The following is a 23,603-nucleotide window of genomic DNA, read 5'->3' as shown; positions in this document are numbered from 1 at the left end:
GGCTTCCGGGCACCGTGCGCTGACCGTACGGGCAGTCCCACTGCCCCGCCCGCGCCGCCCGGATGGCCCGGTGGCGGCGCGGGCGCGACGGTGTCGGTGCGTCAGATGTCCCGGAACGTCTCGATCTGCGCGCCCACCGAGTTCAGGCGCTCCGCCAGATCCTCGTAACCGCGGTTGATCACGTAGACGTTGCGCAGCACCGAGGTGCCCTCCGCCGCCATCATGGCGAGGAGCACGACCACCGCGGGCCGCAGGGCCGGCGGGCACATCATCTCGGCGGCGCGCCAGCGCGTCGGGCCCTCGACCAGGACCCGGTGCGGGTCGAGGAGCTGGAGGCGCCCGCCGAGGCGGTTGAGGTCGGTGAGGTAGATCGCGCGGTTGTCGTACACCCAGTCGTGGATCAGCGTCTTGCCCTGCGCCGCCGCCGCGATGGCCGCGAAGAAGGGGACGTTGTCGATGTTCAGGCCGGGGAACGGCATCGGGTGGATCTTGTCGATCGGCGCCTCCAGCTTGGAGGGCCGGACCGTGAGGTCGATGAGGCGGGTACGGCCGTTGTCGGCGGGGTACTCCGCCGTACGGTCGTGGTCCAGGCCCATCTCCTCCAGGACCGCGAGCTCGATCTCCAGGAACTCGATCGGCACCCGGCGCACCGTCAGCTCCGACTCCGTGACGACGGCGGCGGCCAGCAGGCTCATCGCCTCGACCGGGTCCTCGGAGGGGGAGTAGTCCACGTCGACGTCGATGGTGGGGACGCCGTGCACGGTCAGGGTCGTCGTGCCGATGCCCTCGACCTTGACGCCGAGCGCCTCCAGGAAGAAGCACAGGTCCTGGACCATGTAGTTCGACGAGGCGTTGCGGATGACGGTCGTCCCCGCGCTGCGGGCGGCGGCCAGCAGGGCGTTCTCGGTGACGGTGTCCCCGCGCTCGGTGAGCACGATGGGGCGGTCGGGGGTGACGTCGCGGGCGACCTCGGCGTGGTACAGCCCCTCGGTCGCCGCGATGTCCAGGCCGAACCGGCGCAGCGCGATCATGTGTGGCTCGATCGTGCGGGTGCCCAGGTCGCAGCCGCCCGCGTACGGCAGCTTGAAGCGGTCCATGCGGTGCAGCAGCGGGCCCAGGAACATGATGATCGAGCGGGTCCGGATGGCGGCCTCCGCGTCGATGGCCTCCATGTCCAGCCTGGCGGGCGGCACGATCTCCAGGTCGACCCCGTCGTTGATCCAACGGGTGCGTACGCCGATGGAGTTGAGGACCTCCAGGAGCCGGTAGACCTCCTCGATGCGCGCCACGCGGCGCAGCACCGTGCGCCCCTTGTTGAGGAGGGACGCGCAGAGCAGCGCCACGCACGCGTTCTTGCTCGTCTTGACGTCGATGGCGCCGGAGAGGCGGCGGCCGCCGACGACGCGCAGATGCATGGGCCCCGCGTACCCGAGCGAGACGATTTCACTGTCGAGAGCCTCGCCGATCCGGGCGATCATCTCAAGGCTGATGTTCTGGTTGCCGCGCTCGATGCGGTTCACGGCGCTCTGGCTGGTGCTGAGCGCCTCGGCGAGCTGCGTCTGCGTCCAGCCGCGGTGCTGCCGGGCGTCGCGGATGAGCTTGCCGATGCGTACGAGGTAGTCGTCTGCCATGCGTCGCAGGTTATCTCAGATATGAGATGACGTATGCGTCGGGGTAGGCCATCCGGGGATCGGCCGTACGGGCGGCCTTTCGGGCCGTTCCCCGCGCGGGAGTTCAGCCGCAGCCGCACGAGGCGTGCCGTCCGCCGTGCACGGCCGTGTACGCCGTGGGCCGGGGCCCCGCCGCCGCCCGCGTCACCCGGGCGGCGGCCGCGCGTCCTGCCGACGACTGCGCGTCGTGCACCACTGTGCCCCCGACGAGCGTGAGGCGCACCTCGACAGAGCTGATATCGGCCACCGGACACCGCGTCACATCGCGGTCCAGGACCACGAGATCGGCTGCCTTCCCCCGCTCCACGGTCCCGGTGAGGTGCCCGGTGCGCAGTTGACGCGCGGTGCCCAAGGTGTGCATGAGCAGGGACGACGTCCGGCGGAGCCCCTCCTGCGCGCGGTACAGGTCGCCCTCGCCCTCCATGCCCTCGCGGTCGACCGCGGTGCGGATCTGGTTCCACACCTGAAGGGGGTCCACCGGCCAGTCCGAGCCACCCGAGAGCGCCGCGCCCCGGCGTTCGAGACTGCGCGCCGGGTACAGCCGGCGGTGGCGCTCCGCGCCGATGTAGGGCAGCAGGGCGTCCATGGTCCAGGTGTTGCGGGTCGCCCACTGGAGCTGCATGCAGGCGACGGCGCCGAGCGCGGCGAAGCGGGGGAGGTCGGCGGGGTGGACCAGTTGGAGGTGGGCCGTGGTGTTGCGCAGGTCGCGGCGGCCGGTCCTGCGCAGCGCGTACGCGTACCCGTCCAGGGAGGTGCGCACGGCTCGGTCGCCGATGGCGTGGGCGTGCATCTGCCAGCCTGCGGCGTTGAAGGCGGCGCTGAGCCTGCCGTAGTCGGCGGCCGTCACGTACAGGTCGCCGCGGTGGCCGGTGGGCCTGCCGTCCTCGTCGAGGTAGGGCGTCAGGAGCGCCGCGGTCTGCGCCGGGTACTCGATGACCCCGTCGAGGAACACCTTCACCGTGCCGAAGCGCAGCCCGCGGACGCCGGCGAAGTCCGCGCGCAGCTCCCTGGCGTACGCGAGGGCCGCGGCCGGGTCCTTGGTGAGGTCCGTCCCGACGCGCAGGGCGGGCACGATCCGCTGGGGGAGGCGGCCGGACCCGGCCAGCCGCTGATACAGCGTCAGCTCGGGGCGGCCGACCACGGCTTCCATGAACGTGGTGATCCCGGACGCGGCGGCCTCGGCGAGCGTCCGGGCCGCCGCGTCCGCGAGGCGGGCCTCGTCGGGCTCGGGGATGTGCCGCGAGACGAGCGGCTGGGCGTCGTCCTTGAGCACCCCGGTCGGCTTGCCGTCCGCACCCTTGACGATCTTGCCGCCGACCGGGTCGGGGGTCGACGCGGTGATCTTCGCGATGTCCAGGGCACGCTGATTGGCCCACAGGTTGTGACCGTCGCCGCCGCGCAGCACGACGGGCCGGCGGGTCGGCAGGGCGTCGAGCATCCGGTGGTGCGGGGCGGTGCCGTGCGGGAGCAGCCCGACCGGGTTCCAGTCCTCCACGACCAGCCACCCGTCGGGCTCCTGGTCGGCGGAGTCCTTCAGGAAGCCGGTCAGCGTCTTCTGCAGCTCCTCGACGCTCTGCTCGGCCCCCGCCAGCGAGGGCCGCAGCGAGCGGTTCGCGGCGTCCATCGGGTGCGCGTGCCCGTCGTGGACGCCGCTCATGACGGTGCCGCCCCGCGCGTCCACGACCTCCGTGTCCCGGCCGACGTACCGCAGCACTTCGGCGTCCGTGCCGACCGCGAGGATCCGCCCGTCCCGCCCCACGGCCACGGCCCGCGCCCGGCCGCCGTGGTCCGACGTGCCGGTGAAGACACGCGCGCCGTGCACGACGAGCGCGGCGGACCTGCGGGGCGAGGAGGCGGCGGCGGGCCCGGCCACCGTGACGAGCCCGGCGGCACCGGTGGCCCCGGCGGCGGCCAGCAGGCCGCGCCGGGAGAGCGGGGAGACGTACGAAGAGGACACGACCACTCCAACGCGTAGGCGGGACGACGGATCAACGAGTCAGGGGAACCCTCGACGAGTAATCCGTTAACCAGAACCCGCCCCCGGCGACGGATTCCGTACGATGACCCGCGTGCCAGGGCCGACTCTCGCCGACATAGCCCGCGCCGCGGAGGTCTCGACGGCGACGGTCTCGCACGCCCTCAACGGCACCGGCAGGATCGGCGACGCCACCCGGCGCCGGGTCCGCGAGACCGCGACCCGGCTCGGCTACGGCACCCCGGGGCCCCCGCGCAGCCGCACCCTCGGCATCGCCGTCACCACCTTCCCCGGCGCCTGGAACTACACGGAGATCGCCTACTTCTCCCGTGCCGTCACCGCCGCCACCTCCGCGGCCCACGCCCGCGGCTACGCCCTCATCACGCTCCCCGCCGCCCGCGCCGCCGACGATGCCTGGCACCGCCTCGCCGTCGACGGCATGCTGATCATGGACAGCCCGCGCGGCGATCCCATGGTCCGCGCCCTGCGCGCCCGCGGCGTCCCGCTCGTCTTCGACGGCGTCCCGGGCGACCCGCACCCCGGCGACCACTGGGTCGACAACGACCACGAGGCGACCACCCGCACGGTCCTCGACCACCTCACCGCGTCCGGCGCCCGCCGGATCGCCCTGCAGTCCGGCCACGGCGACGAGCACTACGCCCGCGCGGTGACGGCGGCCTACCGGCGGTGGTGCGCGGAGCGCGGCGCCGAGCCGCTGGTCGTGCCCTTCGACGTGGCCGACGACCAGGGGCACGCCTTCGACGGGCTGCTGGGGCGCCGCGACCGCGTGGACCGCGTCGATGCCGTCCACGCCGTCTACGACCCGGGCGGCCGTCAGCTCCTGGCCGCCGCGGCCCGGCACGGGCTGCGCGTCCCGGCCGACCTGCGCCTGGCGTGCGCGAGCGAGGACCCCGGCTACGCGACGACGGCGCCGCCGGTGACCACGGTGTCGCTGAACCCGGAGCGCACGGCACGGGCCGCCGTCGAGCTCCTGGTCGACCTGGTCGAGGGCGGCGGCACGGCGCGGCCGGGACCGGTCGCCGTCCCCGCGGCGCTGCTGGTCCGCGCCTCGTCGGGCGCTCAGCCCTCCTGAGGCAGCACGGCGGGCAGCACCGACGCCACCACCCTGCGGACGGCGTCGGCCTCGGGCGCGGCACCCTCCCGCCCGGCGAAGAGCAGATGGCCGCTGCCGATCAGGGTCAGCGCCAGCGTCTCGACGTCGGCGTGCGAGGCGACGCGGCCCAGCGCGCGTTCCGCGGCGAGATAGCCGGTGAGCATCGCCGCCGCCTCGGTGAGCAGCGGCACCCCGGTCGGGGTGGTCGCGCGCAGCCGGGCGCGCAGGGCGTCGCGCGAGGTGATGAGCCCGACGACCGCCACGGCCACCGAGCCGAAGAGCTCGGTCAGCGCCCCGGTGAGGTGGTCGGCGACCGTGCCGGTTCCCGCGGAGGCGCGCAGCGCCGCGTCCTGGGCGGCGATCCGGCCGATGCGGTCGAGCACCAGCTCCGCGAGGAACGCGTCGAAGTCGGCGAAGTGCCGGTGCAGGACGCCCTTGGCGCAGCCCGCCTCGGTGGTGACCGCGCGGCTGGTCAGCGCGTTCGGCCCGGACCGCAGCAGCACCCGCTCGGCGGCGTCGAAGAGCTGCTCGCGGACGTCGCGGATGGCCACCCCTGTCGGCACGGCTCTCCTCCCGGATTCTCGTCTGAGGGACTGTGAGGGACTGCGAGGGACTGTAGGGACTGTAGGGACTGCGAGGGACTGTCATGGAGATCGTCTGAGGGGCAGGGTTCTGCCCGCGCACGGCCATTCTCCCGGATCGGCCGCCGCCGCCGTCCGGATCGCCCGCCGCTCCCGTCCCTTGACGAGTGGGCACGTGCCCACAAGAGTGGGCGCATGCCCACTCCTCCCGCGAACGAGCCCCACCTGCACCGCCGCATGGCGGAGTCCTTCGGCGTGGACGCCGAGCGCTACGACCGCACCCGCCCGCGCTACCCGGACGCGCTCGTCGCCCGGATCGTGGCGGCCGCCCCCGGCCCCGCCGGCCCCGCCGTCCTCGACGTCGGCTGCGGCACCGGCATCGCGGCCCGGCAGCTCCGGGCCGCGGGCTGCGCCGTGCTCGGCGTCGAGCCGGACGGCCGGATGGCGGAGCTGGCGCGGCGGCGCGGCACCGAGGTGGACGTCGCGGCGTTCGAGGAGTGGGACCCGGCGGGCCGGAGCTTCGACGCGGTGGTCGCCGGCCAGGCCTGGCACTGGATCGACCCGGTCGCGGGGGCGGCGAAGGCGGCGCGGGTGCTGCGGCCGGGCGGCCGGCTCGTGGCGTTCTGGAACGTGCCCGAGCAGCCGCCCGCCGTGGCGGCGGCGTTCGCCGACGCCTACCGCAGGGCGGTGCCGGACTCGCCGCTTGACCTGCGGGCGGGTGCGGGGGCGGCCCGTGACGGCTACCGGCCCCTGCTGGCCGGGGCCGCGGACGGCATCCGGGACAGCGGCGCGTTCGGGCCGCCCGAGGAGTGGTCCTTCGCGTGGGAGACGACGTACACGCGCGCCGCGTGGCTGGCCGTCCTGCCGACGCAGGGCACCTTGACGCGCCTGCCGCCGGACGAGCAGGCGCCGGTGCTCGCCGCCGTGGGCGCGGCCATCGACGCCCTGGGCGGCAGCTTCACCGTGCGCTACGTCACGATGGCGGTGACGGCGGAGCGCACGGCCGGGCCCGGCGCGTGCGGGCAGGCCGACGCGCCTCGTCGTACCCAGGGGTGATGTACTAGAGTTATCTCGACATCGAGATATCTGCCGAGGCGCACCAGAAGCCGCCACTCGGTAAGGGTTACCTAACTAAGCCTTACCTTAGCGGATCGACGAGGAGTCGTGGCGGCAGGATGTGACGGAACGCGCACATATATGAAGGAGACTGTCGTGTCGGCGAACAGCTTCGACGCCCGCAGCACGCTGCGCGTGGGCGACGAGTCGTACGAGATCTTCAAGCTGGACAAGGTCGAGGGCTCCGCACGGCTCCCTTACAGCCTGAAGGTCCTTCTGGAGAACCTGCTCCGCACCGAGGACGGCGCGAACATCACCGCCGACCACATCCGTGCCCTCGGTGAGTGGGACTCGCAGGCCCAGCCCGCGCAGGAGATCCAGTTCACGCCGGCCCGCGTGATCATGCAGGACTTCACCGGCGTGCCCTGCGTCGTCGACCTCGCCACCATGCGTGAGGCCGTCAAGGAGCTCGGCGGCGACGCGGACAAGGTCAACCCGCTCTCCCCGGCCGAGCTGGTCATCGACCACTCGGTCATCGCCGACAAGTTCGGCACGGCGGACGCCTTCGGCCAGAACGTCGAGCTGGAGTACGGCCGCAACAAGGAGCGCTACCAGTTCCTGCGCTGGGGCCAGACCGCCTTCGACGACTTCAAGGTCGTCCCCCCGGGCACCGGCATCGTCCACCAGGTCAACATCGAGAAGCTGGCCCGTACGGTCATGGTCCGGGGCGGCCAGGCCTACCCCGACACCCTGGTCGGCACCGACTCGCACACCACGATGGTCAACGGCCTGGGCGTGCTGGGCTGGGGCGTCGGCGGCATCGAGGCCGAGGCCGCGATGCTCGGCCAGCCGGTCTCCATGCTCATCCCGCGGGTCGTCGGCTTCAAGCTGACCGGTGAGCTGCCCGCCGGCACCACCGCCACCGACCTGGTCCTCACGATCACCGAGATGCTGCGCAAGCACGGCGTCGTCGGCAAGTTCGTCGAGTTCTACGGCGAGGGCGTGGCCGCCACGAGCCTCGCCAACCGCGCCACCATCGGCAACATGTCGCCCGAGTTCGGCTCCACCGCCGCGATCTTCCCGATCGACGACGAGACGCTGAAGTACCTGCGCCTGACCGGCCGCGACGAGCAGCAGGTCGCGCTCGTCGAGACGTACGCCAAGGAGCAGGGCCTGTGGCTCGACCCGGCCGCCGAGCCGGACTTCTCCGAGAAGCTGGAGCTCGACCTCTCCACGGTCGTCCCCTCCATCGCCGGCCCCAAGCGCCCGCAGGACCGCATCGTCCTGGCCAACGCCGCGCAGCAGTTCGCCCTCGACGTGCGCAACTACGTCGACACCGCCGACGAGGCGGGCGAGGAGTCCTTCCCGGCCTCCGACGCCCCGGCCACCACCAACGGTGTCCCGTCGCGCCCGACCACGGTCACGGCCCCCGACGGCTCGACCTACGAGATCGACCACGGTGCGGTGACGGTCGCGGCCATCACCTCCTGCACCAACACGTCGAACCCGTACGTCATGGTCGCCGCCGCGCTCGTCGCGAAGAAGGCCGTCGAGAAGGGCCTGACCCGCAAGCCGTGGGTCAAGACCACCCTCGCCCCGGGCTCGAAGGTCGTCACCGACTACTTCGACAAGGCCGGTCTGACCCCGTACCTCGACAAGGTCGGCTTCAACCTCGTCGGCTACGGCTGCACCACCTGCATCGGCAACTCGGGCCCGCTGCCCGAGGAGGTCTCCAAGGCCGTCAACGACCACGACCTGGCCGTGACGTCGGTCCTCTCCGGCAACCGGAACTTCGAGGGCCGCATCAACCCCGACGTCAAGATGAACTACCTGGCGTCGCCGCCGCTGGTCGTCGCGTACGCCATCGCGGGTTCGATGAAGGTCGACATCACCACCGAGGCGCTCGGTGCCGACCAGGACGGTAACCCCGTCTTCCTCAAGGACATCTGGCCCTCCGAGGCCGAGGTGAACGACGTCGTCGCCAACTCCATCGGCGAGGACATGTTCAACAAGTCCTACCAGGACGTCTTCGCGGGCGACGCCCAGTGGCAGTCGCTCTCGATCCCGACCGGCAACACCTTCGAGTGGGACTCCGAGTCGACGTACGTCCGCAAGCCCCCGTACTTCGAGGGCATGACGATGGAGACCACCCCGGTCTCCGACATCACGGGCGCCCGCGTCCTGGCCAAGCTGGGCGACTCGGTCACCACCGACCACATCTCCCCGGCCGGCGCGATCAAGGCCGACACCCCGGCCGGCAAGTACCTGACGGAGCACGGCGTGCAGCGCCGCGACTTCAACTCGTACGGCTCGCGCCGCGGCAACCACGAGGTCATGATTCGCGGCACCTTCGCGAACATCCGCCTGCGCAACCAGCTCGCGCCGGGCACCGAGGGCGGCTTCACCCGCGACTTCACGAAGGAGGACGCCCCCGTCTCCTTCATCTACGACGCCTCGCGCAACTACATCGAGCAGGGCACCCCGCTCGTCATCCTGGGCGGCAAGGAGTACGGCTCCGGCTCGTCCCGCGACTGGGCCGCCAAGGGCACCGCGCTGCTCGGCGTCAAGGCCGTCATCACCGAGTCGTACGAGCGCATCCACCGCTCGAACCTCATCGGCATGGGCGTCCTGCCGCTGCAGTTCCCCGAGGGCCAGAACGCCGACTCCCTCGGCCTGACCGGCGAGGAGACCTTCTCCATCACCGGCGTCACCGAGCTGAACGACGGCTCCACCCCGCGCACGGTCAAGGTCACCACCGACACGGGTGTCGAGTTCGACGCGGTCGTCCGCATCGACACGCCCGGTGAGGCGGACTACTACCGCAACGGCGGCATCATGCAGTACGTGCTGCGCAGCCTGATCCGCAAGTAAGCGGCCGGGCAGAGCAGTCGAGGGCCGTACCCCCCGGTCGACACCGGGGGGTACGGCCCTCTCGCATGTGTCACGCGGCGCGCGAAGCCGCCGGTGAACCGGAGCGCATCAGGTGGTCGACGTCGATCAGGCGGGCGATGGAGCGGCCGGTCGCCACGTTCCCCTCGATGCCCACGGGGGCCAGGGAGTTCCCGTCCGGGAGCCCGGCGTAGTACAGGCCGGGGAGCGTGCCGATGAGGCCCCTGCGCCGGAGCGGGGCGCCGTTCCCGTCGAGGACGTGCCGCGGCAGGATGCCGTAGTCCGGCCCGAATCCGGTGCACCAGACGATGCCGGTGACGTGCTGGCGGGCCAGGTCCAGGGTCTCGCCGAAGGCGGTCACCCCGGCCATCGGCATCTCGGGGGCCGGGTGCTCCTCCGGCGCCGCGAAGCCGTACTCCCGGATCGCGGTGTCGATCAGGTCGAGGGCTCCCCGGAACGCCCGCGCGGACTCCCGCGCCAGGTCGACGACGTTGTCCCGCAGCAGGAGCCGGCCGCCCTCCGCCGCGCGGACGGAACCGACCAGGGTCACCCCCTTCGCGGCGAGCACGCCGACATTGAGGTCGCCGCTCTTGTCCTTCACGGCGGTGACCGGCAGCCCCGGCAGCACCGGTCCGCCCTCGCCGCCCATCGTGCCGAAGTCCCGGTACAGGTCGGGGAGCAGGCGGATCCACTCCTGGACACTACGGCCGCGGTACTGGCGGGGCCACGCGCGGTGGCGGCCGACGGCGAGGAAGGTGCGCCGCCCGGACTCCACCAGCTCGTCCGCGATCTGCTGGCCGCTGATGCCCGCGCCGACCACCAGGACGGCGCCGTCCGGCAGGGACCGGGGGTTGCGGTAGTCGCGGGAGTGGATCCGGTGGACGGCCGGATCGACGTCGGCGGCCAGGGAGGGGGTGCGCGGAGCCGCGTAACCGCCCACCGCCGCCACGAGGTTGCGGGACCCGATGACACCGCCGGAGGCCAGATGCGTCCGGAACCGGACGTCGTCACCGGCGCAGGCGTCCGGCGGGCACTCGACGGTACGGACCGCGGTGTGCCGGCGCACCCGCAGCCCCTGGTCCGTCACGTAACGGCGCAGACGGCGGGCCAGTTCGGGGCCGGAGGGGCAGCCGTAGGGGTCGTCGCCCTCGTAATCCCGGCCGGGGAAGCGGATCGAGTGGTTCCCGCTGCCGATGCGCAGGCTGTCCCAGCGTTCGTGGGCCCAGGCCTGGCCGATCTCCCCCCGCTCCAGGACGAGTGCGTCCCGGCCCCGCTCCCGGAGGGCCCCGGCCACTCCGCACCCCTGCTGCCCGGCGCCGATGACGACGGTCTCCGCGTACTCGTCGTACTCGTCTGCTGCCATGATGTGACCTCTCCGCCGCGCGGACGCAGCTACTTAGGTTTGCCTAAGTGAGACCTTGCCTCCTCATGTCGCCTTGATGTCAACTGGCCTCATGGCGCGACGAGATGCGGTCCTGATCGGTGACGCGGCGGCGCTGTACGGCCTGGCGCCGTCGGCGGTGCGGTGGTGGGAGCGGCAGGGCCTGCTCGGCCCGCCCGACCGGGTGGGCGGCAAGCGGCTCTACGACGACATCGGCCTGCGCCGCGTCGGGCTGGCCTATCTGTGCCGCGTGGTCGGGCGGATGCCGCTGGACCAGGCGGCCGTGGTCACCTCGGGGCAGGCCACGCGGGACACCTGGCGGCACGCCGTCGACGCCCGGCTCGCCTAAGTGGAGCGGCAGATAGCCCAGTTGGAGGCGGCCCGCGGGTACCTCCGCCATGCGCTGGCCTGCACGGACGACGACATCGCGGGGGAGTGCCCCGTCCTGGACGCCGAACTGTCCGCGCACACCCCGCGCGGGCGCTTCCCGGACGTCGGCCTCGTGGCGGCCGCCCGGGCGGCACGCGGCGGCGCCGGGAGCGGGCCGCCGCGTGACGAAAACGCGGCGGCCCACCCTCCGTGTGACGAAAGTCCGGTGTTCTGCCCCGGCTGCCGGGGGCCGGTCGCGCGTGCGTCGCGCGGACGCCCCCGGACGTACTGCTCACCCGCCTGCCGGCAACGCGCCTACCGCGCGCGTCACCGCGAGTGAGGTCTCCTGGAGCGCGGAGCGCGGAGGGCGAAGAGCGAACGGCGAAGAGCGCCGGAGGTGCGGACTAGGCCTGCGGCCGGCCGCCGTAGGGAACCGTGAGCAGTTCCATCGGGTGGCCCGCCGGGTCGAGGAAGTACACGCCCCGGCCGCCGTCGTGGGTGTTGAACTCGCCCGGCCGCTTCTGTTGCGGATCGGCCCAGTGGGCCAGGCCCCGGGCCCGGATCTTCTCGTACGCCGCGTCGAACTCCGGCTCGGAGACGAGGAAGGCGTAGTGCTGCGGCGTGATGGAACCGGCGGGGATCGTGGCGAAGTCCAGCGTGACGCCGTTGCTCAGGGCCACCGCGATGAACGGGCCCCATTCCTGGGTGATGTCGAGTCCCAGCAGGTCCGCGAAGAACTCGGCGGACTCCCGGTTGTCCCGGGCGTGGACGATCGTGTGGTTCAGCTCGATCGGCAAGGAATGCCTCCAGCAGGCATCTCCTGACACCTCCATGCCTCACCCGGTCGGTGACCGGCACGCGATGTCGCCGGGGATCTTAGGCAGAGCCGCGGCGCGTTGTCGAGCGGAACGGCCGAGATGCGCCCACGGGCCCTGGACTTGTCCGCGCGGCCTCTCTACGCTCGGCCGCACCCCCCACAGAGAGCGCTCTCAGAGAATCAACTCCGCTCCACCATCCCCCTGTTGGAACGACGAGAGGTCCCCTTGTGAGACGCAAGACAACCGCACGCCTCGGCCTGCCCGCCCTGCTGCTCGCCGCCGCCTGCGCAGGAACCGGTCTCGCCTCCACCGCTTCCGCCGCCCCCGCCGCCCCCCGGGGCGAGTCCCAGCCACTCGCCTCCGCCGGCCTCCTGAAGGCGATGCAGCGCGACCTCGGCCTGACCCCCGCCGCCGCCCGCGAGCGGCTCGCCGACGAGCGGCAGGCCGTCCGGACCGAGCGTGCGGCGAAGAAGGCCGCCGGCGCGGCGTACGGCGGGTCCTGGTTCGACGCCGACCGCGGCAGGCTCACCGTCGCCGTGACCGGGCGGAAGGCGGCCGCGGACGTCCGCGGGACCGGCGCCGACGTCCGCGTCGTCCGGCGCGGCGCCGCACAGCTCGACGCGGCGAAGGCGCGCGTCGACAAGCTCAAGGCGCCCAAGGGCGTGGCCAGTTGGCGGGTCGACCCGAAGGCGAACAGTGTCGTCGTGGACGTCGTCGAAGGCCACCGTGCCGACAACGATGTCAGTGCCTTCCTGCGGCGCGCCCGCGCCACCGCCCCGGTCCGCGTGGGCACCGTCCCCGAGGTCCCGAGCACCTTCGCGGCCGGAACGGTCGGCGGCGACCCCTACTACACCGGCAACGTCCGCTGTTCCATCGGCTTCTCGGTGCACGGCGGCTTCGTCACGGCCGGGCACTGCGGCCAGGCGGGCGCGGGCGTGCGGGGCTGGGACGGCTCCACCATCGGTTCGTTCCAGGGCTCCTCGTTCCCGGACAACGACTACGCGTGGGTGTCCGTGGGCAACGGCTGGTGGACCGTGCCGGTCGTCCTCGGCTGGGGCGCCATCCCCGACCGGCTCGTCAAGGGCTCGGCGGAGGCCCCGGTCGGCTCGTCGATCTGCCGCTCCGGCTCCACCACGAAGTGGCACTGCGGCAATCTCCTCGCCAAGAACGAGACCGTCAACTACTCGGGCGGCGCCGTCGTGCACCAACTGACCAAGACCAGCGTCTGCGCCGAGGGCGGTGACTCCGGCGGCTCGTTCATCAGCGGCGACCAGGCCCAGGGCGTGACGTCCGGCGGCTGGGGCAACTGCAGCAGCGGCGGCGAGACCTGGTACCAGCCGGTCAACGAGATCCTCCAGCGGTACGGGCTGACCCTGCACACCGCCTGATCCCGCAGGGCAGAGCGCACTCGTCCCCGCGCCCGCGAGGGCGCGGGGACATCCGCGTACCGGCCGTGGCGGGCCCGGCCGCCTCTGTTGGGGTCAGCCGGTGAACGCCTCGACGAGCGTCCAGACGGCCAGGCCCGCCATGCAGACGGCGCCGATGCGCTGCACCGTCTTCAGCGGCACGCGCTGGGCGATGAAGCGCCCCACCAGCAGGGCGAGGGCGGAGACGGACATCAGGGCGAGGGCCGAGCCGATCGCCGTGGGCAGCCAGCCGTTGCTGGCGGCCAGGTTGGCGGTGGTGATCTGGGTGAGGTCGCCCCACTCGCTGATGAAGACCGCCATGAACGCCGTGGTGTAGACGGGCCAGAAGCCGGTGACCGTCCTGGCGCCGCCCTCCTCGTCGTCATCGTCCCCGCCGCGCAGCAGCACGAAGGCGCCGAAGGCGAAGAGGGCGGCGGAGACCAGCTTGACCGCCAGGTCGGGGAGCAGGCCGAGCAGGCTGCCGGCGCCGACGGCGAGGGCGACGTGCACGATGAAGGCGGTGGACGTGCCGAACCACACGTACAGCGGCCGCATCCGGGTGCCCATCGCCAGCGAGGCGAACATGGTCTTGTCGGGGAGTTCCGCGAGGAAGATCAGCCCGAAGGCGGTGAGGATCGCCAGGGGGTCGAGAGTCATTCCCTTGCTTTCTGCTGGGGCCGGGCCGTCGGCTCGTACGGCACCCAGCGGGCGACGGGAGGAACCACTCGGCCCGGCACGACGGAGCGGCCCGCACACGGGTGCGGACCTGATCATGCCTTGGCCGAAGGTCTCGTCCGCCCCGCACGCCGTGCGGAAGCCCGGTGGCCGGGGCGCCCTGGGGCGTCCAGTGTGTCGACCAGCGGTTCTCGGGACTACTCCCCTTCGCTGACATCCAGCCTAACAGGCCGGAAAGGGGGCGGCCGGTCCGGCCGGACGGGCGTATGGGGCGGGACCGGGCGGGCGCGCCGGTCAGGACCGGGTCAGCGTCCGCTCGGCCCGGCTGCCCTGGTCCTCGCTGGTCACCGTGACGGTGCCCGCGCCCGCGTCGCCGTCCCACCACCGGACGAAGGCGTCGCCGAGGGCGTCGACGTGCCGCGGGGTCCCGGGGTCCTCGCGCGTGCGGTAGTCGGTCGAGACGGTGACGGCTCCGGCGCCCTTGGCCCCGTACCCGATGCTGAGCCCGGTCAGGTGCGGGGCGAGCCGGTCGCCGTCGGGGGAGTGGGCGGCGGTCCAGGAGCGGAACCGCGCCAGGAGGTTCGACGGCTCGTCCCCCTCGTACAGCGCGGCCTTCCCGGCGGTCTTGCCGCCCTGGCCCAGGAAGCGCGCGTCGGCCGCCGCCGGGTCCCCGTCCCACCACTGCGTGAACGCCTTCGCCAGCGGGCCGACCTGCGCCTCCGCCCGGCCCCAGGGGCCGTAGTCCGTGAGCACCTCGACGACACCGGCGCGGCTGCCGGAGCGGTAGTCGAGCCGGACGTTCAGGGCGTGGCGCGCCAGCGCGTCGTCGTGCTCCGCGTCGTGCGAGGCGAGCCAGGACCGGAACCCGCGCAGGAGGTTGGGGTCGTCCCCCCGCGCCACCTTGCCGTCCTTGCGCGGGCCGTCACTCCGGGACGACGGCTTCGGCGACGCCGGCGCCTCGCGCGCGGACCCGCCGCCGTCGCCGTCGCCCCCGGCGCACCCGGCCACCAGGAGCAGCGCCCCCGCCGCAAGTGCCCCCGCCCTTGCCCCGGTTCGGGTGAATCGCCGCTTGTTCCCCACTGCTGTCTCCGTTTCAACCCGCGGATGCGATAAATCACTTACGGGGCAAGTGGTCAACTATGCCCCAATCGACACATCGTTCGATGTGTGCGTAACGTACCTTCTCGATTGATCTGTACCAATCGGACCCTGTTGACCCGGGGTCCGTTTTTTGTGGGGGAACATCACAGTGAGAATGAGACGCAGCCTGCCTGCGATCGCCGCCGCGGCCGCCCTGCTGGCCGGGGCGGGACCGGCCTGGTCCGCGCCGGAGCCGGTGTCCGGCGCGGCCACGCCGACGCCCGGCACGCCGGGGAAGACCTCCGGGCCGGCCTCGACCCCGTCGGCCCCGGCCCCGAAGCCGCCGAACGCCCCGGAGTCCTCGACATCCCCGAAGACCCCGGAGTCCTCGGCATCCCCGAAGTCCCCGAAGGCGTCGGAGCCTTCGACGTCCTCGGCCCCGTCCGCGTCCCCGGCCCCCTCCGCGTCGCCGTCCCAGGATCCTGACCAGAACCTGGCCCGCGCACTGGAGAAGTTCTGGACGCCGGAGCGCATGGCCCGCGCCGAACCGGTCGAGGAGCAGCAGGTCCGCGAGGCCGCCGCGGTCAGGGCGGCCGAGAAGGCGGGGAAGGGTGCCGACCAGGGCACCGGGACCGACGACCGGGGGAACGACGAGGGGGCGGCGCCGCGCGACGGCATGCTCCGCTCGCCCTCGCACACCTTCAAGGGCATCAAGGAAGTCGGCACCTTCTACTGGGCGCAGAAGGCGGGCAACGACTACCCGGACCGCTACGACTACCGCTTCTGCGGCGGCACCGTCGTCCCGTCCCCGGGCAAGAACCTGGTCGCCACCGCGGCGCACTGCTTCGACAGCAACGACCAGAAGACGAACCTGATCTTCGTGCCGCAGCACAGCGCGCAGAGCCCCATGCCGCACGGCATGTACCCCATCAAGCAGGGCCACATCTTCAAGGACCCGGGCTACACCGGGACCAGGAAGAGCGAGGAGGACTACACCGACGTCGACGTCGCGTTCCTCGCCACCGAGCCCCGCAGCGACGGCAAGGAGCTGGAGAACGTCGTCGGGTCGATCCCGATGGGCTTCAACACCGGCTTCCAGCACACCGCGCACGCCATCGGCTACCCGTACCTGTACGGCGGCGGCAAGTACAAGCCGAAGCAGGACCCGCTCAGCTGCACCACGCCGACGAAGAAGTACACCACCGGCAACGCGAAGGACAAGGACGGCCGGCTCTGGCGCGGCGGCACCTTCACCGAGATCAACTGCGACGGCTACGTCGGCGGCACCTCGGGCGGCCCCTTCATCACCGCGGGCGGCGAGTCGCCCAAGCTGATCGGCGTCACCGGCGGCTGGCTGACCGGCGGTCACAGCGCCAACACCTCGTACTCGTCGTACTTCGACGGGGAGGTCAAGCGGATCTACGACGCGGCGAAGGCGAACAAGCAGCCCGCGAGCATCAATCCGCCGCCGATGGCCGACCCGGTCCTGCCCGGCGCGGGCACCTGGAAGCACGCGAAGTCCATCGCCAACGGCTACTTCGCCCTGGACGGCCCGGTCTCCGAGGACCGGATGGACATGTTCGTCAGGTGGTCCGACGGCGAGCTCAGCATCTACCGCGGCGCGGGCAAGGCCAAGAACCACTTCGACAAGGAGTTCCGCGTCCAGGGCCCCAACGACCTGTGGCGCAACCACGCCCAGCAGGTCGTCGCGGGCGACTTCACCGGTGACAACGGCTCCGACCTGATCGTCCGCTGGTCGGACGGCGAGGTGACGCTCTACCCGTCGGTCGACGAGAAGGGCTTCCACGGCGAGCACCAGCTGGTCGCCCCGAACAGCACCTGGAAGCACGCCGAGGCGATCACCGCGGGCCGCTTCGGCGGCAACACGTGGCAGGACGACCTCGTCGTGCGCTGGTCGGACGGCGAAGTCTCGCTGTACCAGAATACCGGCGACAACAAGAAGCTCGGCAGGGAGATCAAGGTCGTCCCGCCGGGCACCGCGGAGGCCGGCACCTGGAAGCACGCCACGCAGATCACCGCGGGCGACTACGCGGGCGACGACACCTGGGACCTGGTCGTGCGCTGGTCCGACGGCGAGCTGACCCACTACCAGGACTTCACCGGCGAAGGGTCCTCCTGGGGCGAGCACAAGTGGCAGGCCCCGAACGACCTGTGGAAGCACGCGCTGATCGTCAGCGGCGGCGACTTCTCCGACAACCCCTGGGCCGATGACACCGTCGTGCGCTGGTCGGACGGCGAGCTGACCCTCTACGCCGACGGCAACGCCTCCGGCATCGGCACGGAGAACCAACTGGTGGCACCCGCCTGACCACGGGCGGCGCTCGCCCGCGGCAAGGGGCGCGAGGGGCGGCGGCAACCTCAGGGTGCCGCCGCCCCTCTTCCCTGTCGCGGACCGTACGACCCCTCGTACACCTCAGCCGTACGACCCCCCTCGTACACCCCAGCCGTACGACCACCTCGTACGTCCATCCCGACGCGCACCACCGGACGGAGACCCGACGACCATGCACCACGCGTACGCGAGGAGCCGCCGCGGCCCGCTCCCGCGCCGTCCCGCCGTGCTCGTCTCCGCGGCGGCGGCCCTCTGCCTCGCCCTGCCGGCGTGCGACGACCAGGGCCCGCAGGACGCGGACCGCACGGACGCCGCCGTACGGGAGTCCCACCCCCGCCTCCTCGACGAGTTCCGCGCCTGGGCCCGCGACGGCGACGCGTCCCGCACCGCACGCCACGCCCGGGCCCTGGCCACGGTCGAACTCACCGAAGCCGACGCCGACTACGACGTAGAGCTGAAGACCGACCTCACCGCCGAGTCGGCCACTGCCAAGAAGCTCGCCGGACTCGTCCGCACCTGGTGGGACGGCGACGACGGAGATGCCGTCGCCCGCGACCTCGTCCTGCTCGACGCCCGCGGCGAGCGCCTCACCCGCACCCGCCTGTGACCCGACCCGTGAACCCGCCCGTGACCGTGCCCGCCCGCCCCCGTCAGGAGCCCGCCATCCGCCCCCGCCGCTCCGTCCTCCTGCTCGCCCTGCTCCTCACCGCGACGGCCGCCTGCACCTCCTCGTCGCCGCGCGGCTCCGCGGGCGCCACCGGCGTCGACGACCACCTGTTCCCGTCGCTCGGCAACGGCGGCTACGACGTCTCGCACTACACCCTGACCCTCGACTACACCCCCGAGGGAAACCGCCTCAAGGGCACTGCCGTGGTCACCGCGCGGGCGACCCAGGACCTCTCCCGCCTGAGCCTCGACTTCGCGGGCCTGCACGTGCGCCACGCCGACATCGACGGCTCCGCGGCACGCGTCGGCCGGAAGAAGAACAAGCTGACGCTCACGCCCGCCGAGACCGTGGCGCGGGGGGAGACCTTCCGGGCCACCGTGCGGTACGACGGGGTGCCCGAGGTGTTCACGGCGGCCGACGGCGGCGAGGAGGGCTGGATCGAGACGGACGACGGCGTCGCGGCGCTCGGCGAGCCCACCGGGTCCATGACCTGGTTCCCCGGCAACCACCACCCGTCCGACAAGGCGACGTACGACATCGACGTCACCGTCCCCTCCGACTACACCGCCGTCAGCAACGGAACGCTGCGCGAGACCCGGAAGCGGGGCAGGCGCACCACCTTCCGCTGGCACAACGCCGAGCCCATGGCGAGCTACGTGGCGACCGTCGTCACCGGCGTCTTCGACGTCACCACCGGCAGGACGGACGGCGGCCTGCCCGTCTATACGGCCGTCGACCCCGACGAGGCGGACGGACCCGTCGACGTCGCCGAGCTGGTGCCCGAGGTCGTCGACTGGGCCGGGAAGCGCTTCGGCCGCTACCCCTTCTCCTCGGCCGGCGCCGTCGTCGACCACCTGCCCGACCTCGGCTACGCCCTGGAGACCCAGACCAAGCCGTACTTCGAGGAGGCGCCGGACACCCGCCTGGTCGTCCACGAGCTGGCCCACCAGTGGTTCGGCAACTCCGTCACGCCCCGCGCCTGGCAGGACATGTGGCTGAACGAGGGCTTCGCGACCTACGCCGAGTGGCTGTGGGACGAGGAGCACGGACACCGCAGCGCCCAGCGGACCTTCGAGGCCTTCTACGACGGCACGCACCCGGAGAGCGAGGGCATCTGGGACTTCCCGCCCGCCGACCCGCCGGACGCCACCCGGGTCTCCGACTCCCCGGTGTACGGCAGGGGCGCCATGACCCTGCACCGGCTGCGCAGGACGGTGGGCGACCGCACCTTCTTCGCGATCGTGCGCGCCTGGACGAGCGAGCACCGGCACGGGAACGCCGACACCGAGCAGTTCATCGCGCTGTGCGAGAAGACGTCGAAGAAGGACCTGTCGGACCTGTTCCAGACGTGGCTCTTCTCCCCGGACAAGCCCGACGCGGACTGACCCCGACACGGACCGACCCCTGACGCGGACCGACCCCTGACGCGGACCGACCCCCGGGGCCGGTCGGCCGCGGGGGTCGGTGCTGGTCGGGGGTCGGCGCTCAGCTCAGGAGCTCGATCTCCGCGAGTGTCGCAGGACCGTCCGGCACGAGCCGGTAGTGCGTGTACGCACCGGGCCGGTCGACCGTGAAGACCCGGGTCTGCCGGTCCCAGGCGAAGGACTCACCGGACCGCTTGTCCAGCTGCTTCCACCGCTCGCCGTCCTTCGACCCCTGCAGCGTCCAGCCGCGCGGCGCCTTCGTCCGGTCGGCGGACGACGTCAGCGTGTACTGCACGGCCTTCGTCCTGCCGGTGACCGGCAGGGTCACCGCGGCGTCCGCCGAGGCGGTGGTCGCCGAGGAGTCGTCGAAGAGCGCGCCCGCTCCCTTGAGGGCGTCCTTCCTGGGCGAGGGCACCTTGTCGTCGCGGGTGACCGACGTCGGCTGGGCGTTCTTGCCGGAGCCCCACGCCGACGGCTCGGCACCCATGTCGAACTCCAGGACGCCGCCGTTCGCCACGAGCTTGTGCGGGAGCGCCGTCGAGGTCCACTTCTTGCCGTTGACCTTCAGGCCCTGCACGTACACGTTCTTCGCGCTGTTCTTCGGCGCCTTGACGACGAGGTCGCGGCCGTTGTCCAGGTGGACGGTCATCTTGGTGAACTGCGGCGAGCCGATCGCGTACTCGCCGCTGCCCATCACCAGCGGGTAGAAGCCGAGCGAGGAGAAGAGGTACCAGGCCGACTGCTCGCCGTTGTCCTCGTCGCCGTGGTAGCCCTGGCCGATCTCGCTGCCGGTGTAGAGGCGGGAGAGGACCTCGCGGACCTTCTCCTGTGTCTTCCACGGCTGCCCGGCCGCGTCGTACATGTACGCGGCGTGGTGGGCGACCTGGTTGGAGTGGCCGTACATGCCCATGCGGACGTCGCGGGCCTCGGTCATCTCGTGGATGACGCCTCCGTAGGAGCCCGCGAACTCGGCGGAGCCGGTCTCGGGGGTCGCGAAGTACGTGTCGAGCTTGTCGCCGAGCCCCTTGCGCCCGCCGTACAGGTTGGCCAGGCCCCGGGAGTCCTGCGGGGCCGTGAAGGCGTAGCCCCAGGCGTTGGTCTCCGTGTAGTCGTGGCCCCACACGCGCGGGTCGAACTTGTCCGAGGGCACCCGCCAGCCGCCCTTGGCGTCCTTGCCCTGGAAGAAGCCGGGGTCGGTGCCCGCGCCCGCCGCCTTGTCGTCGAAGAGGTTCACGTAGTCACGGGCGCGGTTGAGGAAGTACGCGGACTCCTCCCGGTAGCGCTTCTTGCCCGTCTTCTTGAACAGGGCCTCGCCCATGCGGGAGATGCCGTAGTCGTTGAGGTAGCCCTCCAGGGCCCAGGACAGGCCCTCGTGGGTCTCGCTCGGCGTGTAGCCGAGGAACGGCGACCTCTCCATGCCCTTGCGGCCGACGCCCGAACTCGGCGGCACCACCGTGGCGTTCTTCACCGCCGCGTCGTACGCGGCCTCGGCGTCGAACTTCACGCCCTTGACGTACGCGTCGGCGAACGCGACGTCCGAGGAGGTGCCCGTCATCAGGTCCGCGTAGCCGGGCGAGGACCAGCGCGAGGTCCAGCCGCCGTCCTTGTACTGCTGCACGAAGCCGTCGACCAGCTCGCCCGCCTTCTTCGGGGTGAGCAGCGAGTAGGCGGGCCAGGTGGTGCGGTAGGTGTCCCAGAAGCCGTTGTTGACGTACGGCTTGCCCTCGACGATCTTCGCGCCGGTGTGCGTCGGGGTGTCGGGGCCGGTCTGCGGCGAGAACGGGGACGCGTACTTGTACGTCGCCCTGCCGCCCGCGGAACGCACCTTCTCGAAGCCCGAGTTGGGGTACAGGTACAGCCGGTAGAGCGAGGAGTACAGCGAGGTGCGCTGGCCCTCGCTCGCGCCCTCGACCTCCACCTTGCCGAGGAGGTCGTCCCACTGCCGCTGGGCGCGGTCCTTGACCCGGTCGAAGGAGGTGCCCGCCGGGATCTCCTGGGCGAGGTTCTCCTTGGCCTGGTCCAGGCTGATCAGCGAGGTCGCCAGGCGCAGGCCGACCGTGCGGTCCTTGCCGGGCTGGAAGCGGAGGTAGCCGGTGACGTCCCCGCCGCCACCGCCCTCCAGCTTGCCGCCCGCGGTGACCGGCGCGTCGAAGGTGCCGTACACGAACAGGCGGGTGGCGCCCGTGGAGAGCCCCGACTTCACGTCGGAGAAGCCGCTGACGACGCCGCTCTCCTTGTCGAGGGTCAGGCCGCCCTTCTCCGAGACGTTGTCGAAGATGACGCTCGCGTCGTCACCGGGATAGGTGAACCTCATCATCGCCGCGTGGTCGGTCGGCGCCATCTCGGCCTTCAGGCCGTTCTCGAACGTCACGCCGTAGTAGTGCGGGCGTGCCGTCTCCTTCTCGTGCTTGAAGGGCAGCGCGCGCTGGGTGCGGGACGCGGACGGGGTGTCCCGGTCGACCGACGGCATCATCTGGAACGTCTGCCGGTCGCCCATCCACGGGCTCGGCTCGTGGCTCGCGCTGAACGCCTGGATCGTCGGCAGGTTGTCCTCGTTGTTGCCGCGCGCGTAGTCGTACAGCCAGCTCAGGGAGCCCGCGTTGGTCACCGGCGTCCAGAAGTTGAAGCCGTGCGGGACGGCCGTGGCCGGGAAGGTGTTGCCGCGCGAGAAGCCGCCGCTGGAGTTGGTGCCGCGCGTGGTGTCCGCGTAGTCGGAGGGGTGCGCCTTCGGCTTCGGCGGGGCCTTCCGGGTCAGCGACACGTCGTCGAGCCAGCCGCGGAACTTCGCCGGGCCCTTGGGGGAGTCGTACGCGAGGAGCACCCGGTCGACGGTCTTGCCGGCCGCGACCCGGCCGAGGCGGGCGGTGACGTCGTTCCACTGGTTGACGTAGAGCGCCTTGGCCGCGCCCTGGCCCCGCGGGGTCAGCGGGAAGCCGTGCTGGTCGACGGCCTTCAGGTCGCTGAGGTAGGTGCCGTCGGTGAAGGCCAGGTCGACCGAGACGTTCGTCGCCGCGTAGTCGAGGTCGCCCTCGGCCATCGACGGGAAGAGGCGGTACCCGAGCTCGGTGTCCCGCGCCACCTTCACGTCGACGTCGAAGACCTTGTTGTACGAGTAGCCGCGGCCGTCCGCCGTGTGGCTGCCCGCGTAGCGCAGCGCGTGCGTGCCGGTGAACCCGGCGCGGGACTTGGCGGTCGGGGAGCCGCTGGGGCCGCGGTCCACCAGGCTCAGCATGTCCTCGGGCACGGGCGCCTGCGAGCCGCCCACCGACAGCTGCACGTCGGCGAGTTGCAGGGCGTCGGACGCGCCGTTGTTCGCGGTGACGTCGAGACGGTAGTGCGCGTACGCCGTGGAGTTCTCGGGGTTGTCGATGGCGTACGTCTTCGTCTTGTGGCGGCCGTCGAAGCTCTCGCCCTTGCGCTCGTCGAGGACCTTCCAGTCCTTGCCGTCCACGGAGGCCCGGAGCGTCCAGTCCTTCGGGTCGCGCTCGGCGTGGTCGTTGGCCGAAGTGAGGGCGTACGTGACGACCTTCGCCGGTTCGTCCAGGTCGAACTCGGCCCAGCCGTCCTTCGCGAAGGTCAGCCACTTGCTGGTGGCCTCGCCGTCGACGAGGTTCGCCGCGACCTCGCCCGCGCCGGTGTTCTCCCCGCTCGCCCGGACCTCGGTCACGTGGTCGTTCACGCTGCCCGGAAGCCCGGAGCTGAACGCGCCGTTGACGCCCGACGCCTTCTTGCCGCCGTCGGGCGTCCGCTCCACGGTGTTCAGCCAGTCGGGTGCGGCCTGGTCCTCCTCGAACGACGAGGAGAACTCCCGGTCCGCGCGGGGCGGTCGCTCGGGCCCGGCGACGGCGGCCCCCTGTGCCGCCACGACGAGCGCGAGCGCCAGCGTCCCGACGGCCGTGGCCGAACGGGTTCCCGGACCGGCCGGGCGGTGGTGTCTGTAACGAGGTCTGCGTGCCGAGTGCGGCATCCCCGAGCCCCTCCTTGCGAGTTGGACAACGTTGTCACGGTCGCTGCGCAAGGTCTAGTAGGGCGTCAAGTGTCGAGTGGTGTCAAGGCTGTTGACGGGGCTCTTGTTGGTGTAGGGGCGGCGGTCCGGGGAGGTCGGTGCCGGGGTGGCGGGAACCGGCCACGGGGGCCTGGGTGGC

16 protein-coding genes are annotated in these 23,603 nt (G+C 72.1%); 8 read left to right on the top strand and 8 right to left on the bottom strand.

Annotated features, from left to right (window positions below; translation table 11 throughout):
* Nucleotides 1–101: 101 nt before the first annotated feature.
* Nucleotides 102–1,631: a UDP-N-acetylglucosamine 1-carboxyvinyltransferase gene (locus ACFYXE_RS25325; protein WP_361180573.1), complete on the bottom strand. Its 1,530-nt coding sequence runs from the start codon at nt 1,629–1,631 to the stop codon at nt 102–104.
* A gap of 103 nt (nt 1,632–1,734) precedes the next feature.
* Nucleotides 1,735–3,627, bottom strand: a complete 1,893-nt coding sequence (locus tag ACFYXE_RS25320) for an amidohydrolase (RefSeq protein ID WP_389315913.1) — start codon at nt 3,625–3,627, stop codon at nt 1,735–1,737.
* Nucleotides 3,628–3,730: 103 nt separating this feature from the next.
* Between ACFYXE_RS25320 and ACFYXE_RS25315 the strand changes: the two genes are divergently transcribed.
* Complete coding sequence (locus ACFYXE_RS25315; protein WP_389315911.1) at nt 3,731–4,738, top strand: LacI family DNA-binding transcriptional regulator; 1,008 nt, start codon at nt 3,731–3,733, stop codon at nt 4,736–4,738.
* On the opposite strand, the gene ACFYXE_RS25310 is transcribed toward ACFYXE_RS25315, so the two are convergent.
* Entirely contained in the window at nt 4,726–5,322 is a 597-nt protein-coding gene (locus ACFYXE_RS25310) for a TetR family transcriptional regulator (protein WP_361180570.1), read from the bottom strand. The two genes, ACFYXE_RS25315 and ACFYXE_RS25310, sit on opposite strands and share 13 nt — an antisense overlap.
* A 213-nt stretch (nt 5,323–5,535) precedes the next feature.
* On the opposite strand from ACFYXE_RS25310, the gene ACFYXE_RS25305 reads away from it, so the two are divergent.
* On the top strand, nt 5,536–6,396 hold the full coding sequence (locus tag ACFYXE_RS25305) for a class I SAM-dependent methyltransferase (protein WP_389315908.1): 861 nt from the start codon (nt 5,536–5,538) through the stop codon (nt 6,394–6,396).
* Nucleotides 6,397–6,552: 156 nt separating this feature from the next.
* Nucleotides 6,553–9,267: an aconitate hydratase AcnA gene (acnA, locus tag ACFYXE_RS25300; protein WP_361180565.1), complete on the top strand. Its 2,715-nt coding sequence runs from the start codon at nt 6,553–6,555 to the stop codon at nt 9,265–9,267.
* A gap of 70 nt (nt 9,268–9,337) precedes the next feature.
* On the opposite strand, the gene ACFYXE_RS25295 is transcribed toward acnA, so the two are convergent.
* The gene (locus ACFYXE_RS25295; protein ID WP_389315906.1) at nt 9,338–10,648 is read right to left on the bottom strand and encodes a flavin-containing monooxygenase; all 1,311 of its coding nucleotides are present in this window, start codon (nt 10,646–10,648) and stop codon (nt 9,338–9,340) included.
* 91 nt (nt 10,649–10,739) lie between these two features.
* Here ACFYXE_RS25295 and ACFYXE_RS25290 point away from each other — a divergent pair, with 91 nt between their 5' ends.
* A complete protein-coding gene (locus ACFYXE_RS25290) occupies nt 10,740–11,015 on the top strand; it encodes a MerR family DNA-binding transcriptional regulator (protein ID WP_389315904.1) in 276 nt (91 codons plus the stop codon).
* 424 nt (nt 11,016–11,439) lie between these two features.
* Here the strand turns inward: ACFYXE_RS25290 and ACFYXE_RS25285 are convergent, their stop codons facing one another.
* Entirely contained in the window at nt 11,440–11,832 is a 393-nt protein-coding gene (locus tag ACFYXE_RS25285) for a VOC family protein (protein ID WP_389315902.1), read from the bottom strand.
* Nucleotides 11,833–12,080: 248 nt separating this feature from the next.
* Here ACFYXE_RS25285 and ACFYXE_RS25280 point away from each other — a divergent pair, with 248 nt between their 5' ends.
* Nucleotides 12,081–13,241, top strand: coding sequence for a S1 family peptidase (locus ACFYXE_RS25280; RefSeq protein ID WP_389315900.1), 1,161 nt, complete (start codon nt 12,081–12,083; stop codon nt 13,239–13,241).
* A 93-nt stretch (nt 13,242–13,334) separates the two neighbouring features.
* On the opposite strand, the gene ACFYXE_RS25275 is transcribed toward ACFYXE_RS25280, so the two are convergent.
* Nucleotides 13,335–13,916 (bottom strand): TMEM165/GDT1 family protein, encoded by a 582-nt coding sequence (locus ACFYXE_RS25275; protein WP_361181222.1) that lies wholly within the window; start codon nt 13,914–13,916, stop codon nt 13,335–13,337.
* Nucleotides 13,917–14,228: 312 nt separating this feature from the next.
* Nucleotides 14,229–14,834 (bottom strand): hypothetical protein, encoded by a 606-nt coding sequence (locus ACFYXE_RS25270; RefSeq protein ID WP_389315897.1) that lies wholly within the window; start codon nt 14,832–14,834, stop codon nt 14,229–14,231.
* Between the two features lie 355 nt (nt 14,835–15,189).
* Here ACFYXE_RS25270 and ACFYXE_RS25265 point away from each other — a divergent pair, with 355 nt between their 5' ends.
* The 3 genes from ACFYXE_RS25265 to ACFYXE_RS25255 all read left to right on the top strand — a co-directional run bounded on the left by ACFYXE_RS25265 (nt 15,190) and on the right by ACFYXE_RS25255 (nt 19,419).
* The gene (locus ACFYXE_RS25265) at nt 15,190–17,343 is read left to right on the top strand and encodes a trypsin-like serine peptidase (protein WP_389315895.1); all 2,154 of its coding nucleotides are present in this window, start codon (nt 15,190–15,192) and stop codon (nt 17,341–17,343) included.
* Between the two features lie 196 nt (nt 17,344–17,539).
* Nucleotides 17,540–17,974: a hypothetical protein gene (locus tag ACFYXE_RS25260; RefSeq protein ID WP_389315893.1), complete on the top strand. Its 435-nt coding sequence runs from the start codon at nt 17,540–17,542 to the stop codon at nt 17,972–17,974.
* 8 nt (nt 17,975–17,982) lie between these two features.
* Nucleotides 17,983–19,419, top strand: a complete 1,437-nt coding sequence (locus ACFYXE_RS25255) for a M1 family metallopeptidase (protein WP_389315891.1) — start codon at nt 17,983–17,985, stop codon at nt 19,417–19,419.
* A 100-nt stretch (nt 19,420–19,519) separates the two neighbouring features.
* On the opposite strand, the gene ACFYXE_RS25250 is transcribed toward ACFYXE_RS25255, so the two are convergent.
* Nucleotides 19,520–23,425 carry a GH92 family glycosyl hydrolase gene (locus ACFYXE_RS25250; RefSeq protein ID WP_389315889.1) on the bottom strand — a complete coding sequence of 1,302 codons (3,906 nt, stop codon included), beginning with the start codon at nt 23,423–23,425 and terminating at the stop codon, nt 19,520–19,522.
* Between the last annotated feature and the right edge of the window lie 178 nt (nt 23,426–23,603).

The organism is Streptomyces sp. NPDC002564 (assembly GCF_042889645.1).
GTDB lineage: Bacteria > Actinomycetota > Actinomycetes > Streptomycetales > Streptomycetaceae > Streptomyces.
This window is presented reverse-complemented; position numbering and strand designations above follow the sequence as displayed.

Excerpts from the sequence above, each read along its gene's own strand:
- ACFYXE_RS25325 (WP_361180573.1), bottom strand. The coding sequence starts at position 1,631 with ATGGCAGACGACTACCTCGTACGCATCGGCAAGCTCATCCGCGACGCC.
- ACFYXE_RS25315 (WP_389315911.1), top strand. The coding sequence starts at position 3,731 with ATGACCCGCGTGCCAGGGCCGACTCTCGCCGACATAGCCCGCGCCGCG.
- ACFYXE_RS25305 (WP_389315908.1), top strand. The coding sequence starts at position 5,536 with ATGCCCACTCCTCCCGCGAACGAGCCCCACCTGCACCGCCGCATGGCG.
- ACFYXE_RS25295 (WP_389315906.1), bottom strand. The coding sequence starts at position 10,648 with ATGGCAGCAGACGAGTACGACGAGTACGCGGAGACCGTCGTCATCGGC.
- ACFYXE_RS25290 (WP_389315904.1), top strand. The coding sequence starts at position 10,740 with ATGGCGCGACGAGATGCGGTCCTGATCGGTGACGCGGCGGCGCTGTAC.
- ACFYXE_RS25275 (WP_361181222.1), bottom strand. The coding sequence starts at position 13,916 with ATGACTCTCGACCCCCTGGCGATCCTCACCGCCTTCGGGCTGATCTTC.
- ACFYXE_RS25265 (WP_389315895.1), top strand. The coding sequence starts at position 15,190 with ATGAGACGCAGCCTGCCTGCGATCGCCGCCGCGGCCGCCCTGCTGGCC.
- ACFYXE_RS25260 (WP_389315893.1), top strand. The coding sequence starts at position 17,540 with ATGCACCACGCGTACGCGAGGAGCCGCCGCGGCCCGCTCCCGCGCCGT.
- ACFYXE_RS25250 (WP_389315889.1), bottom strand. The coding sequence starts at position 23,425 with ATGCCGCACTCGGCACGCAGACCTCGTTACAGACACCACCGCCCGGCC.